The sequence below is a fragment of the Pseudomonas sp. C321 genome (assembly GCF_055407105.1).
Genome location: NZ_JBUZRB010000001.1, coordinates 838,560 through 853,202, shown reverse-complemented (window position 1 = coordinate 853,202; position 14,643 = coordinate 838,560). Strand labels below are relative to the sequence as shown.

Sequence of the window (14,643 nt, the reverse complement as noted above, 5' to 3'; positions counted from 1 at the left end):
TCATCGCAGGCGCTCGACGGCTGCTACGGGAAATAGCAGGGCTGCACGATGTGTAGATACCTGTGCTGTCATGGGGCTGGCCGGGTATGATTTTTTTGCGACGTTGTGGGAAGTATCCGAAATTTAACGGTTAAACGTCTGGTGTATCTGGCGCCGATACAATTCCCCGCCTACGATACGCGCCATGTTTTCAGGGAGCGTGTTCATGAAGAAATCATTGGTGGTATGTACATTGAGTGCAGCGTTGCTGCTCGCTGGTTGTCAGTCGGTTAACACCACCAGCGGCGGCGCCGTGGGTGTGGAGCGCAAGCAGTACATGTTCAGCATGTTGTCGAGCCAGGAAGTCGACCAGATGTATGCCCAGTCTTACCAGCAGACGCTGGGTGAGGCGAGCGGCAAGGGCATGGTGGACAAGACTAGTGCCAACGCCAAGCGCGTACAGGCTATCGCCACTCGCCTGATTGCCCAGGCGCCCACCTTCCGGCCCGATGCGGCCCAGTGGAAGTGGGAGGTGAACCTGATCAAGAGCGACGAGGTGAACGCCAACTGCGGACCTGGCGGGAAGATCTTTGTCTACAGTGGCTTGATCGACAGCCTCAAGCTGACCGATGACGAACTGGCGGCGGTGATGGGCCATGAAATTGCCCACGCCTTGCGCGAGCACGGCCGCGAAGCCATGTCCAAGGCCTACGGCATTGAAATGGCCAAGCAGGGCGCGGGCGCGTTGTTTGGTTTGGGTCAGGACAGCCTGGCGCTGGCCGATACCGTGGCCAACTACGGCATGACCTTGCCTAACAGTCGCGGCAATGAAAACGAAGCTGACCTGATCGGCCTGGAACTGGCCGCCCGTGCCGGTTACAACCCGAACGCCGCCATCACCCTGTGGAACAAAATGGCCAAGGCTTCGCAAGGCTCGTCACCTGAGTTCATGAGCACTCACCCCGCCTCCGAAAGCCGGATCGCCTCGTTGCAGGCGGCGATCCCCAAGGTGATGCCGCTTTACAAGCCGCAGTAAGTTTCAAGCTGCAAGCTGCAAGTCAGAAGCAAACAGCTTGCAGCTAGATCCACCCACTGCTTTGCATGGCCTTGTAAACCGCCACAATTGCCAGAATGAAAAATGCCGAAGCTGCCAGGCGCCGAATCAAGGTCAACGGCAGTTTCTCTGCCGCAAAATTCCCCGCCAGAACCACCGGTACGTTGGCAATCAACATGCCCAGGGTGGTACCGATAATCACCAGCCACAGCTCAGGGTATTGGGCCGCCAGCATCACCGTGGCGATTTGTGTCTTGTCGCCCATTTCCGCCAGGAAGAACGCAATCAGTGTGGTCAGGAACGGTCCGAACTTGCGGGAGGTACTGGCTTCGTCATCGTCGAGCTTGTCCGGCACCAAGGTCCACAAGGCTGTGGCGCAAAAGCTCGCGGCGAGGATCCAGTGCAACATTGCATCCGAGAAGAAAGTGCTGAACCAGGCGCCCACGGCACCGGCGGCCGCATGGTTGGCCAGGGTCGCGGCGACGATGCCGGCGATGATCGGCCAGGGCTTGCGAAAGCGTGCGGCAAGAATGAGGGCGAGCAGTTGCGTCTTGTCGCCAATTTCGGCCAAGGCAACGATTGCGGTAGGAACGAGAAGTGAATCCAGCATCAGGTAGGCTTCCAGGGGCGGGTCGACACGGCTATGACACGTACAGCCTTCCCGCCCCGGGTAAGGTGTTCGTGTCATAGGTCTTGTCAAACCCCGGTCCGTCTGTGCGGACTCCTGGGTCGCATACGCCATGGCCTGTTGACCAAGTATGTTGACGTATGCCGGACGAGCGTGGCGCTCGTGGGAGACTACTCCCCTAGGACGGAACGGATTCTGCCTCGGCAAAATCCATTCGGCAAGCCTTCTTTTTCAAAGACCGTTAGCCGCGCTTGGCGCGGTAGATACGAAAACCCTGGCCTTCGGCCTTGATCGCACACACGCCAAGATGCTCTTCGATCAGCGGTTGGTACTTCAGGAAACTGTTGGCGACTAACCGAAGTTCGCCGCCTTTTACCAGATGTTTGGCTGCTTTTTGCAGCAGATTCTCGGTGGCGTGATAGTCGGTGTGCACGCCGACATGGAACGGCGGGTTGCTCAAAATCGCGTTCAAGCCCATCGGTGCTGCGTCGATGCCATCGCCGGTCAATACCTCGGCTTCCAGGCCATTGGCGGCCAGGGTCAGGCGACTGCTGGCGGCGGCGAAGGCGTCGACGTCCAGCAGCGTGACGGTGTTGTGAGGATAGCGGCGCTTGACCGCAGCCCCAAGCACCCCCGCGCCACAGCCGAAGTCCAGCAAATGGCCGCTCGGCAATTTATCCAGGTGCTCCAGCAGCAGCGCGGTGCCGCGATCCAGACGACCATGGCTGAACACGCCCGGCAAGCTGACCACCTTGAGCGGCCCTTCGGCCAGCGGCACCTCAAACACCTGGGCCAGGCTCTCCAGCTCAACCGCTTGCGGGGCGTTGGCCACCGTGACTTGCCACAGCTGGCAGTGCCGCGCGTTGTCGAGCTTGCGGGGTTTGCCGAACGGGCTCAATTGCTTGGCGGCGCTCTCAATACCGCCGCGTTTTTCCCCCACCAGATACACCTCGGCGCCGGGCAGGCGCGCAGCCACGGCGTTAAGGATGTAATCGGTCAGGTCCTTGGACTTGGGCAGGAACACCACTACCGAGTCGAATGAACGCTGGGGCACATTCACGCCGAAATGGCTGCGCTCGGCGAAGCGCGCATCCAGTGCGGCCTGATCACCGGCATGCCAGCACCAGCCATGGGCATTGGGCAGGCGACCGAGCAAGTCGTCGGCGGGCAAGCCGGCCAGCAGCAAGTCACCCTGAAAAAGTTTGGCCTGACGAAGCAGTACTTCACTGCGCGGATCCATGGTCTGCTCCTTGAAAAGGGGCTCAGTTTATCAACTGACGACGCGCTGCGGTGCACCACTGAAAAAGCCCTGGGCGTTTTCCGTCAATTGGCCAACGATTCGCTGCCGTGCTTCACGGCTGCCCCACGCGCAGTGGGGCGTGACGATCAGCCGTGGAATGTCGCCCGCCAGCAATGGATTGCCCGCCGTCGGCGGCTCCACGCTCAGTACATCGGTAGCCGCACCGCCCAGATGACCATTGCGCAGGGCATCGGCCAGGGCTTGCTCGTCGATCAAGCCACCGCGCGCGGTATTGACCACGAACGCGCCGGGCTTGAGCAGCGCCAACTCTCGAGCGCCGATGAAATGGTGGGTATGTTCGTTGAGGGGGCAGTGCAGCGTCAGGGCGTCGACGTGGGACAGCAGCTCATCCAGAGGCATCCGGTCGGTGCGGGCCGGGCGCCCCGGTATTGCTCCCAGCACCACGCGCATGCCGAAGGCTTCGGCCAGGCGCGCCACGGCACCGCCCAACTCACCGTGACCGAGCAAGCCGAGGGTTTTGCCTTCCAGTTCGACGATCGGGTGGTCCAGCAGGCAGAACTGTTTGGCCTGCTGCCAGAGACCGGCGTTGACGTCCTTTTGATAGTCCTGCAAGCGCGTGGCGAGGTTGAGCAACAGCATGATCGTGTGTTGCGCCACCGAAGGTGTGCCGTAACCCTGGCAATTGCTCACGGTAATGCCCTGGGCGCGGGCAGCGGCGAGGTCGACGTTATTGGTGCCGGTGGCGGCGATCAGGATCAGCTTCAGATTGGGGCACGCTGCCAGAGTCTCGGCGTTGAGCAGGATCTTGTTACTGATCGCCACCTGAGCGCCTTGCAGGCGTTCGACAACTTGCGCAGGCGAGGTCTGTTCACAGAGTTGCAAGTCGCTGAAGGTTTTTCGCAACCCGCTCAGGTCAAGGTCTCCAAGGTCCAGGGAGGTGTAATCGAGGAAGACGGCGCGGCGATTGTTCGTCATCAACTGTACCTTTTGCGGCAGGATTCAAAGGCGTAATCTGCCGAGCCTATCAGATGAAATAATCAGTTACTTCCTGGAGTGTGCATGTACCTCACCGAGTTCTTGACCGTCGCCCTGATTCACCTGCTGGCGGTGGCCAGCCCTGGGCCGGATTTTGCCGTGGTGGTGCGCGAGAGCGTGACCCATGGCCGGCGTGCCGGGACGTGGACGGCGTTGGGCGTTGGTTCGGCGATTTTCCTGCATGTAGGCTACTCGTTGCTCGGTATTGGCTTGATCGTGTCCCAGTCCATCGTGCTGTTCAATGCGCTGAAATGGGCGGCGGCAGCTTACTTGCTGTACATCGGTTTCAAAGCCTTGCGTGCCCAACCGGCCAAGCCTGCGAGCGAAGACGATCTACACCGTGAAGCGGGCGAGCGCACTGCGCGCGGGGCGTTTACCTCGGGATTTGTCACCAATGGCCTGAACCCCAAGGCCACGCTGTTTTTCCTGTCGCTGTTCACCGTGGTCATCAATCCCCACACGCCGTTGGCGATTCAGGCCGGTTATGGGGTTTATCTGGCAGTGGCGACGGCGATCTGGTTTTGCCTGGTGGCAATGCTGTTCAGCCAGCAGCGGGTGCGCGCCGGGTTTGCCCGCATGGGCCATTGGTTCGACCGGACCATGGGCGTAGTGCTGATTGCCATTGGCGTGAAGCTGGCGTTTACCGAGATGAAATGAGGCGGTTGCTGGCGCAAGGCTAGTATTCACAGGGTTCTGCAAATCATTCCTTTGGCTGATTTGAGCGGCGCGCAAGGTCTCTAAAGTGCAAATCCTTTAGCCCAGACCGTGCAGTCAGAAAAGGGATTCGTATGTTGCAGACTCGTATTATCCCGCCCGCCGAAGGCGCCTACCAATACCCGCTGTTGATCAAGCGCCTGTTGATGTCCGGCGCCCGCTACGAGAAAACCCGGGAAATCGTCTACCGCGACAAGCTTCGCTACACCTACCCAACCCTTATCGAACGGGTTGCCCGCCTGGCCAACGTACTGACCGAAGCCGGGGTCAAGGCCGGTGACACCGTGGCGGTGATGGACTGGGACAGCCATCGTTACCTGGAATGCATGTTCGCCATCCCGATGATTGGCGCGGTGATCCACACCATCAACGTGCGCCTGTCGCCGGAACAGATTCTCTACACCATGAATCACGCCGAGGACCGCTTTGTGCTGGTCAACAGCGAGTTCGTCGGCCTCTACCAGGCCATCGCCGGGCAGTTGACCACCGTCGATAAAACCCTGTTGCTGACTGATGGCACGGAAAAAACCGCCGACCTGCCCAACCTTGTGGGCGAATACGAGCAATTGCTGGCCGCCGCCAGCCCGCAATACACCTTCGAAGACTTCGACGAGCACTCGGTCGCTACCACCTTCTACACCACCGGTACCACCGGCAACCCGAAAGGGGTGTATTTCACCCATCGTCAACTGGTCCTGCACACCATCGGTGTGGCGACCATCATGGGCAGCGTCGACAGCGTGCGCCTGCTGGGCACCAACGACGTCTACATGCCCATCACGCCGATGTTCCATGTGCATGCCTGGGGCCTGCCGTACGTTGCCACCATGCTCGGTCTGAAACAGGTCTATCCCGGTCGTTACGACCCGGAATACCTTGTGGAGCTGTGGCGCAAGGAGAATGTCACGTTCTCCCATTGCGTGCCGACCATCCTGCAAATGCTGCTCAACGCCAAGGCCGCCCAGGGCGTGGATTTTGGCGGCTGGAAAATCGTCATCGGCGGCAGCTCTCTCAACCACTCGCTGTATGAAGCGGCCAAGGCTCGCGGCATTCAGTTGACCGCCGCTTACGGCATGTCCGAGACCGGGCCGCTGGTGTCGTGCGCGCACCTCAACGATGAGTTGATCGCCGGCACCGAAGACGAGCGCACTACTTACCGCATCAAGGCCGGTGTGCCAGGGCCGTTGGTGGAGGCGGCGATCATCGACGGCGACGGTAACTTCCTGCCGGCTGACGGCGAATCCCAGGGCGAACTGGTGCTACGGGCGCCGTGGCTCAGCGAAGGCTATTTCAAAGAACCGGAGAAGGGCGCCGAGCTGTGGGCCGGCGGCTGGATGCACACCGGCGACGTGGCAACCCTCGACGCCTTTGGCGTGATCGACATTCGTGACCGCATCAAGGACGTGATCAAAACCGGCGGCGAATGGATCTCTTCGCTGGCTCTTGAAGACTTGGTCAGTCGCCACCCGGCGGTACGTGAAGTAGCGGTGGTGGGGATTGCCGATCCGCAGTGGGGCGAGCGCCCGTTTGCCTTGCTGGTGGTGCGTGAGGGGCATGGAATTGGCGCACGTGAACTCAAGGAACACCTCAAACCGTTTGTCGAGCAGGGCCATCTGAGCAAGTGGGCGATCCCGAGTCAGATTGCCATTGTTACGGAAATTCCCAAGACCAGTGTTGGCAAGCTCGACAAGAAACGTATCCGCATTGACATTATTGAATGGCAAGCCAATAACAGCACCTTCCTCTCCACCCTTTGATGACCTTCGCCGTGCTCTTCGGAGCACGGCAAAGCTCTATCACAAGCCTTCGCCTTGTCATTTGCCGATTTTCAGCCATCCTCTCTCACGTCAGCCCTCGCTGACATGGTGAAAGGACTGTGGCAGACGGGTTGGTGATGCAAATCACACTTTAGAGGGATCAAGCGGTACCCCCTGCTAGCTATAGTCCTTCCCAGAGTTTTTCAAGGGTGCGGCGCTGCGGGCCATGGAGGTTCGACGGTCGTCCGGCATTGGAATCATTGTATTCCGGCCGTTACAAGCATGTTTTGAAAGGGCTCACTGCCATAACAATAATGCACATGGAGTAGCGTCGATGATCTCAGTAAACCAGTTCTGGCGCCGGGCGAGATTGCCCCTGGCGGTCAGTCTTGCCTCGACCCTCGCCGGGCCCGCATTCGGCGTCAGTTTCAACATCGGTGAAATCGAAGGCAGCTTCGATTCGTCCCTTTCCGTGGGGGCCAGTTGGTCCACGGCCAACGCCAACAAAGACCTGATCGGTGCCAACAACGGTGGCAAGGGGTTGTCGCAAACCTCCGATGACGGCCACTTGAACTTCAAGCGCGGTGAAACGTTCTCGAAGATCTTCAAGGGCATTCATGACCTGGAACTGAAATACGGCGACACCGGTGTGTTTGTGCGTGGCAAGTACTGGTACGACTTTGAACTCAAGGATGAAAGTCGTCTGTTCAAGGACATCAGCGACAACAACCGCAAAGAGGGCGCCAAGTCTTCTGGCGGACAGATTCTCGATGCGTTCGTTTATCACAACTATGCGATTGCCGATCAGCCGGGTTCCGTGCGTTTTGGTAAGCAAGTGGTGAGCTGGGGTGAGAGTACTTTCATCGGCGGCGGCATCAACTCCATCAACCCGATCGACGTGTCCGCGTTCCGTCGTCCGGGAGCCGAGATCAAGGAAGGCCTGATCCCGGTCAACATGTTCTACGTGTCGCAAACCCTGACCGATAACCTGTCGGCGGAAGCCTTCTATCAGTTGGAATGGGACCAGACGGTTACCGATAACTGCGGGACGTTCTTCTCCCAGCCGGACGTGGTGTCCGATGGTTGCGACAATAATCTGCGGGTGCTGAACAAGCGTTCGACCATACCCGGCGCTGCTTTTCCGACCCTCAACGCTCTCGGCGTGGACGTGAATAACGAAGGTGTCCTGGTGCGTCGTGGTCCTGACCGTGATGCGCGCGATAGCGGCCAGTTCGGCGTGGCCATGCACTACAACTTCGAACCGCTGGACACCGAGTTCGGCGCGTACTTCATGAACTACCACAGCCGTGCGCCGATCTTCAGTGCACAAGGTGCTCCATCATCGGCCTTCACCCGGCCACTGGGACCTTTGGCTGGATTGCGGCCGTTGATTGTCGCGGGCAGCTCCAACTACTTCATCGAGTACCCGGAAGATATTCGTCTCTATGGCTTGAGCTTCTCCACCACGCTGCCTACCGGCACTGCCTGGAGTGGTGAGTTGAGCTATCGGCCAAACGCGCCGGTCCAACTGAGTACTACCGACATCCTCTTCGCCGGCGTCACACCGATCCCGGGTTTTGGCAATGCCTCGGTATTGAAAGGCAGTCCAGGCCAGGACCTGCACGGTTACAACCGCAAGGAAGTCACCCAGTTCCAGACCACGTTCACGCATTTCTTTGACCAGGTCATGGGCGCGAGCCGCCTGACCACCGTCGGCGAAATCGGTGTAACGCATGTGGGTGGCTTGGAAAGCAAATCCGAGGCCCGTTATGGCCGCGACCCGGTGTTCGGCCCCGGCACCTTGCCCGGTGGTTTCTGTAATGCCCTCAATAACTCCACCGCCGCGGGCGCAGGGCTGCCGAACGCAGCGGGCCTGAACACCAACTGCAACAACGACGGCTTCACCACCGCCACCTCCTGGGGCTACCGCGCTCGGGCCATCTGGGAATACCCGGACGTGGTCGCTGGGGTCAACCTCAAGCCAAGCGTGGCCTGGTCCCATGACGTCAAGGGTTACTCCCCTGGCCCTGGCGCCAACTTCGAAGAGGGCCGCAAGGCTGTCAGCCTGGGTGTCGATGCCGAGTACCAGAACACCTACACCGTCAGCCTGAACTACACCAACTTCTTCGGTGGCGACTTCAGCACTGTGGATGACCGCGACTTTGTCGCACTCAGCGCCGGCGTGAACTTCTAAGCACACTCTTTCAAGCAGCATGTATTTTCAGGAAGACCAGAACATGAAAATAACCAAAAGTCTGTTGCACGTGGGTGTGCTGGGGCTGTCGATAATGGCCGGCAGCGTCATGGCGGCGGTGTCGGCGGATGAAGCCGCCAAGCTGGGCACCAGCCTGACCCCGATGGGTGCGGAAATGGCCGGTAATGCGGCGGGTACCATCCCGGCCTGGAAGCCGTTGGCGACCAATGCCGGCGCCGTGGATGCCAAGGGATTCCTGGCCAACCCTTACGCCAGTGAGCAAGCGCAGTTCACCATCACCGCGCAGAACGTCGAGCAGTACAAGGATAAGCTGGCGCCGGGGCAGTACGCGATGTTCAAGCGCTACCCGGAATCCTTCAAGATGCCGGTCTATCCGTCCCATCGTGGCGCGACCGTGCCGGCGGAGGTGTTCGCCTCCATCAAGAAAAACGCCACCAGCACCAACCTGGTGTCCGGCGGCAATGGTCTGGAAAACTTCGAAACCGCCGTGCCATTCCCGATTCCAAAAACCGGCGTCGAGGTGATCTGGAACCACATTACCCGCTACCGCGGCGGCAGCGTGACGCGCCTGGTGACCCAGGCCACGCCACAAGCCAACGGCTCCTACAGCCTGGTGTACTTCCAGGACCAGTTCGTGTTCCGCGACAAGATGAAGGACTACGATCCGAAGAACCCGGGCAACATCCTGTTCTACTTCAAGCAGAAAGTGACCGCGCCGGCTCGACTGGCTGGTGGTGTGCTGCTGGTGCACGAGACCCTCGACCAAGTGAAGGAGCCGCGTTCGGCGTGGGTCTACAACGCCGGTCAGCGTCGTGTACGTCGGGCGCCGCAAGTGTCGTATGACGGGCCGGGTACTGCTGCCGATGGCCTGCGTACTTCCGATAACCTCGATATGTACAACGGTGCCCCGGATCGCTACGACTGGAAACTGGAAGGCAAGAAGGAAATCTACATCGCCTCCAACAGCTACAAGCTCGACGATCCGAAGCTCAAGTACGCCGACATCATCAAGGCCGGCCATATCAACCAGGACCTGGCTCGTTACGAGCTGCGCCGGGTCTGGCATGTGGTCGCTACCCTGAAGGAAGGCCAGCGTCACATCTACGCCAAGCGTGACTTCTACATCGACGAAGACACCTGGCAGGCAGCCGTGATCGATCACTACGACGGTCGTGGCCAACTGTGGCGTGTGGCTGAAGCTCATGGTGAGAACTACTACGACAAGCAAGTGCCGTGGTACGCCCTGGAAACCCTCTACGACCTGCAGTCTGGGCGCTACCTGGCTCTGGGTATGAAGAACGAAGAGAAGCAGGCCTATGATTTCGGCTTCACCGCCACCACCAGCGACTTCACCCCTGCGGCATTGCGCCAAGAGGGTGTTCGCTAACGTGCTCTAAACGAGGCCGCATCCTCGTAAAACGCCCCGACTGGTTCGGGGCGTTTTTTTTGCGGCTCCAAATATTTCTTGTTGTAGTCTTTTTCAGACAATTGTTGCAAAGATCTACAAAGCTGCAGCTTTTACCGCTAGTCTGCGGACATCTGCAATGCCGACCACAGCCTATTACAAGAGCCCGGCGATGACTGATCTGTCCCGAATTCAAGGGCCTGCCAGCGCGGTAATCCCGTCCCTGGAAGCGCGCTTCTATCGACCCCCACTGCCGGATGGCTACGTGTTGCGACCACGCCTGTGCGAACGGCTGAGCGCTGGCCTGCATGGGCGCTTGTTGCTGGTCAGCGCACCGGCCGGGTTCGGCAAGAGTTCGCTGGCGGTGGAGTTCTGCCAGAGCCTGGCGCCCCACTGGCAAAGCCTGTGGCTGGGGCTCAGCTCGCGTGACAGTGATCCGGGGCGTTTCCTTGAGCGTCTGCTCGATGGCTTGCAACAGTATTTCCCGCAATTGGGCGCCCAGGCCCTGGGCCTGCTGAAAATGCGTCAGCGCCATCAACCGTTCGCCTTTGAAGAATGGCTCGATGGCCTGCTCGATGAGCTGACGGTCCACTTGTCCACCCGTAAACCCCTGTTGCTGGTGCTGGATGACTACCATCTGGCCCAGGGCCCGGTGCTCGACCGTTGCCTGCAATTTTTCCTCAATCATTTGCCCGATGGCCTGCTGGTGCTGGTTACCAGTCGCCAGCGTCCGGATTGGCACCTGGCGCGCTTGCGCCTGTCCCGGCATTTGCTGGAGCTGCATGAGCAAGACCTGCGCCTGACCAACGATGAGTCCCTGGCCTTACTCGACCGGCACAGCAGTTCATTGCGCGGCGAGGCGCTGGACAACCTGATCCGCCGCAGCGAAGGCTGGGTTGCCGGCCTGCGCTTCTGGTTGCTGGCGGCTTCCGAAGCCGGTAGCGACGGCGCCTTGCCCCAAGGCTTGCACGGCGGGGAAGGGCTGATACGTGATTACCTGCTTGAAGAGGTGATCGACTGTCTGCCGCCGGAGGTGCAGGGGTTTCTCTACGACACTGCGTCCCAGGAACGCTTTTGCAGCGAACTGTGTGACGCTGTGCGTGAAGCCCACGATAGCGCCGAGATCCTGCGTTACCTGCAAGCTCATCAGGTATTCCTGGTGCCGCTGGATGAGCAGGGCCACTGGTTCCGTTATCACCACCTGTTCTCCGATCTGTTGCGTACCCGGCGTGCGACCAATGCGGTATTGCCGGCCGCCACTCTGCACCTGCGGGCATGTCGCTGGTTCAATACCCAGGGCTTGCTCGATGAGGCCGTGGAGCAAGCGTTGCGCGCCGGCCATCTGGATGTGGCGGCGAACCTGGTACAAAATCTTTCCGAAGAACAGCTGTTGGCCGAACAGAACGTCGGCATGCTTCTGCGCTGGAAGATGGACTTGCCCGACAGCTTGCTGATCAGCACGCCGCGCTTGATCGTGCTTTATAGCTGGGCCCTGGGGCTTGCTTGCCAGTTGGATGCGGCGCAAGAGTTATCCAGCCACCTCAGCCGATTCCTGCCAGCACCGTCGGCCACCGCGCAGAAGTCGATGCTTGCCCAGTGGTTGGCGCTTAGCGGGATCATCGCCCGTGGGCGCGGTAACCGCGAGTTGACCCAGCTGTATTGCAACGAGGCATTGGAAAGCCTGCCGCAGAAGCGTTATGGCCAGCGGCTGATGTGCCTGTCGACGCTGTCCAACCTGGCCATCGTCGACGCCGACCTATGGCGCGCCCGTGGCCTGAATCGCGAGTCCCTGGAGCTGGCGCAACGGGTTGGTAATCCGCTGTTTGAGGCCTTGGCCCACTACGACCGTGCGCGCGTGCTGCAGGCACGCGGCGAAATCCTGCGCTCTTTGGATGAGGTGCGCCAGGGCCTGCAACGTCTGCAAGGCTTGGCTCCCCAGCGCCTGTATGCAGCGCGCGCGCGTCTGGCGTTGTACGAGGGATATCTGTTGCTGATGCGCTGCCAGCCTGAGGCTGGCCTGTTGCGCCTACGCGCTGGTCTGGCCGAGGCCCGTGCCTGCCGGGATATCAGCGTGCTGATCGGCTATTGCGTAATCGCCAATCTTGAAGGCCGTCGCGGGGATTTCCCCAAGGCCTTTGCCGAACTGGCCGAGGCTGAACGGCTGATGCATATCTGGGATGTGCCGCCGATCTACTACCTGGCGATGATCACCCTGATCAAATGCGAATTGTGGCTGGCCCAGGGCCGCACCGACCTGGCCGAAGCCTGGCTGACACGCCTGGGGCAAACCTATAACGGTGGACAGGCTGCGGCGGCGCCGGAGTTTCATCCACACCTGCCACAACATATCGAGCTGCAACAAGCTGCACTGGACGCGATTCGTCATCAGCCCGCAGCCTCGCTCCAAAGGCTTGACGAACTGGCACAGCGGGCTCGACAGGACGGCCGACAGATGATCGCTCTCATGGCGCTGACCCAGCAGGCGCTGTTGTTGCTGGAGTGTGGTCAGGAGTCCCTGGCCCGCCCGGTGTTTGCCCAGGCACTTGAAGCGTCCGCTGGAGGCGCATTGCAGCCCTTCCAGCCACTGTTGAAGCGTTATCCCGACTGGGCGCGGGAACAACTCGGCCACGCCCCCCATGACCTGCTGAACCAAAGCCTGTTGGCGTTATTGCCGGCCATCGTCCCTCGCGAACCCGTCGAGGCTGCGCACACCTGCGAAACCCTGAGTGTGCGAGAGCTGGCGGTGCTGCACCTGATCGCACAAGGGTGCTCGAACCAGGAAATCAGCAATCAGCTGTTTATTTCCCTGCACACGGTCAAGACCCACGCCAGCCATATCAACAGCAAGCTGGGGGTTGAGCGCCGCACACAGGCGGTAGCGAGGGCGCAGGAGATGGGGTTGTTGGGGTAGGTGTCGTGCATTTTGTGCCAGAATCGCCTCATCACAGCATACCGAGCCAACCCGATGTCCCAAGTGCCCGCCCTGATCCGCGAAACCTTCCCCGTCGGCCCGTTGCAGTGCAACTGCACCATCATCGGCGACCCCATCACTAAAAAGGCCATCGTGGTTGACCCAGGTGGCAACCATGAGCTGATCCTGGCGCGGCTCGATGCCTTGGGCCTGAAAGTGGTGAGCATCATCCATACCCATGCTCATCTTGATCACTTCCTGGCTTCCGGCCAGTTGAAGGAAAAGACCGGCGCCACGCTGCACCTGCACAAGGAGGATCAATTCCTCTGGGACAACCTGGAAATGCAATGCCAGATGTTTGGTGTGCCCTACACGCCGGTACCTTCGCCGGACCGCTGGTTGGCCGACGATGAGGAGTTGGCCTGTGGCTGCGGTGTGGCCTTGCACACGCCTGGGCATACACCGGGGTCCATGAGTTTCTGGTTTGCCGATGCCAAGTTGCTGATCGCCGGGGACACGCTGTTTCGGCGCGGCGTCGGGCGCACGGATCTGTGGGGTGGGGATCAGGCGACCATTGTGCGGTCCATCAAACAACGGCTTTACACCCTGGATGAGGACGCGACGGTGGTAACCGGCCATGGCTCGGACACGCGGCTGGGGGATGAAATGCGTGAGAACCCCTTTGTCAGGGCTTGATGTTGAGAAGCGTTGTAGCAAAAAGGCAGGTCCGATTTTATGAGCTTCTGCTACGGTTTCTGTAGCCACGCTTGCCCTGATTTTTTGTTACAGGACCGGGGCCGAACACGGAATTTTTACCGTTTGTCGTGTTCAAACCTCGACACAGGTCCATTGCCAATGTCCTCTGCATCATAGAATGCAAAAGTAGGAGCTTCTCCATGTTCACTTCGCGTCGTCTGCTTGTTGTTGCTACGGCTGTAGCCTTGTTGTCGGGCTGTGCTTCACCCAATCCTTATGATGGTAGCCAGGGACAGGCGAACGAGGGGTCGCAAGGCATGAGCAAAACCGCCAAGTACGGCGGGCTTGGCGCACTGGCTGGTGCGTTGGCCGGTGCGGCCATTGACCATAACAACCGTGGCAAGGGTGCGCTGATCGGCGCCGCCGTCGCCGGTATCGGCGCTGCAGGTTATGGCTACTACGCTGACCAGCAGGAAAAGAAACTGCGCGAAAGCATGGCCAATACCGGTGTCGAGGTTCAGCGCCAGGGCGATCAGATCAAGCTGATCATGCCGGGTAATATCACCTTTGCCACCAACCGCGCCGACATTGCTCCCAGCTTCTACCAGCCCCTGAATAACCTGGCGAACTCCTTGAAGGAGTTCAATCAGAACCAGATCGAAATTGTCGGCTACACCGACAGCACCGGCACTCGTCAGCTCAACATGGACCTGTCCCAACGTCGTGCGCAAAGCGTGGCGACCTACCTGACCTCCCAGGGTGTCAGTGGTGCCAACCTGTCGGCACGTGGTGCTGGCCCGGATAACCCGATTGCCAGCAACGCCGACGTCAATGGCCGCGCGCAGAACCGCCGTGTCGAGGTCAACCTCAAGGCGATTCCTGGCCAGCAGTACGGCCAACCTGCACAGCAGCAACAAGCGCCGCAGCAGAACAACCAGTTCCAGGGCAATCCCTACCAGCAGTACCAGTAACCGCAAGCCAATAAAAA

At 60.0% G+C, this 14,643-nt stretch carries 11 protein-coding genes and 1 riboswitch; of the genes, 8 read left to right on the top strand and 3 right to left on the bottom strand.

What is annotated here, in order from left to right:
- Positions 1–205 precede the first annotated feature (205 nt).
- Positions 206–1,015, top strand: coding sequence for a M48 family metallopeptidase (locus tag ACZRJ6_RS03990; RefSeq protein WP_463967161.1), 810 nt, complete (start codon positions 206–208; stop codon positions 1,013–1,015).
- 43 nt (positions 1,016–1,058) lie between these two features.
- On the opposite strand, the gene ACZRJ6_RS03985 is transcribed toward ACZRJ6_RS03990, so the two are convergent.
- The 3 genes from ACZRJ6_RS03985 to ACZRJ6_RS03975 form a co-directional block, all read right to left on the bottom strand.
- A complete protein-coding gene (locus ACZRJ6_RS03985; RefSeq protein WP_463967160.1) occupies positions 1,059–1,643 on the bottom strand; it encodes a TMEM165/GDT1 family protein in 585 nt (194 codons plus the stop codon).
- A gap of 88 nt (positions 1,644–1,731) precedes the next feature.
- Positions 1,732–1,852: riboswitch (yybP-ykoY riboswitch) on the bottom strand.
- A gap of 50 nt (positions 1,853–1,902) precedes the next feature.
- Positions 1,903–2,901, bottom strand: coding sequence for a methyltransferase (locus ACZRJ6_RS03980; protein WP_463967159.1), 999 nt, complete (start codon positions 2,899–2,901; stop codon positions 1,903–1,905).
- A gap of 30 nt (positions 2,902–2,931) precedes the next feature.
- A complete protein-coding gene (locus tag ACZRJ6_RS03975; protein WP_463967158.1) occupies positions 2,932–3,897 on the bottom strand; it encodes a 2-hydroxyacid dehydrogenase in 966 nt (321 codons plus the stop codon).
- 84 nt (positions 3,898–3,981) lie between these two features.
- Here ACZRJ6_RS03975 and ACZRJ6_RS03970 point away from each other — a divergent pair, with 84 nt between their 5' ends.
- The 7 genes from ACZRJ6_RS03970 (at position 3,982) to ACZRJ6_RS03940 (ending at position 14,626) form a co-directional block, all read left to right on the top strand.
- The gene (locus ACZRJ6_RS03970; protein ID WP_463967157.1) at positions 3,982–4,614 is read left to right on the top strand and encodes a LysE family translocator; all 633 of its coding nucleotides are present in this window, start codon (positions 3,982–3,984) and stop codon (positions 4,612–4,614) included.
- A 131-nt stretch (positions 4,615–4,745) separates the two neighbouring features.
- On the top strand, positions 4,746–6,428 hold the full coding sequence (locus ACZRJ6_RS03965) for a fatty acid--CoA ligase (protein ID WP_463967156.1): 1,683 nt from the start codon (positions 4,746–4,748) through the stop codon (positions 6,426–6,428).
- 334 nt (positions 6,429–6,762) lie between these two features.
- Positions 6,763–8,622: a DUF1302 domain-containing protein gene (locus ACZRJ6_RS03960; RefSeq protein ID WP_463967155.1), complete on the top strand. Its 1,860-nt coding sequence runs from the start codon at positions 6,763–6,765 to the stop codon at positions 8,620–8,622.
- A 43-nt stretch (positions 8,623–8,665) separates the two neighbouring features.
- A complete protein-coding gene (locus ACZRJ6_RS03955; RefSeq protein ID WP_463967154.1) occupies positions 8,666–10,030 on the top strand; it encodes a DUF1329 domain-containing protein in 1,365 nt (454 codons plus the stop codon).
- A 190-nt stretch (positions 10,031–10,220) separates the two neighbouring features.
- Complete coding sequence (locus tag ACZRJ6_RS03950) at positions 10,221–12,959, top strand: LuxR C-terminal-related transcriptional regulator (protein ID WP_463967153.1); 2,739 nt, start codon at positions 10,221–10,223, stop codon at positions 12,957–12,959.
- Positions 12,960–13,013: 54 nt separating this feature from the next.
- Positions 13,014–13,655 carry an MBL fold metallo-hydrolase gene (locus ACZRJ6_RS03945; RefSeq protein ID WP_463967152.1) on the top strand — a complete coding sequence of 214 codons (642 nt, stop codon included), beginning with the start codon at positions 13,014–13,016 and terminating at the stop codon, positions 13,653–13,655.
- Positions 13,656–13,855: 200 nt separating this feature from the next.
- Positions 13,856–14,626 (top strand): YiaD family glycine zipper/OmpA-like lipoprotein, encoded by a 771-nt coding sequence (locus ACZRJ6_RS03940; RefSeq protein WP_149410923.1) that lies wholly within the window; start codon positions 13,856–13,858, stop codon positions 14,624–14,626.
- The last annotated feature ends 17 nt before the right edge of the window (positions 14,627–14,643 follow it).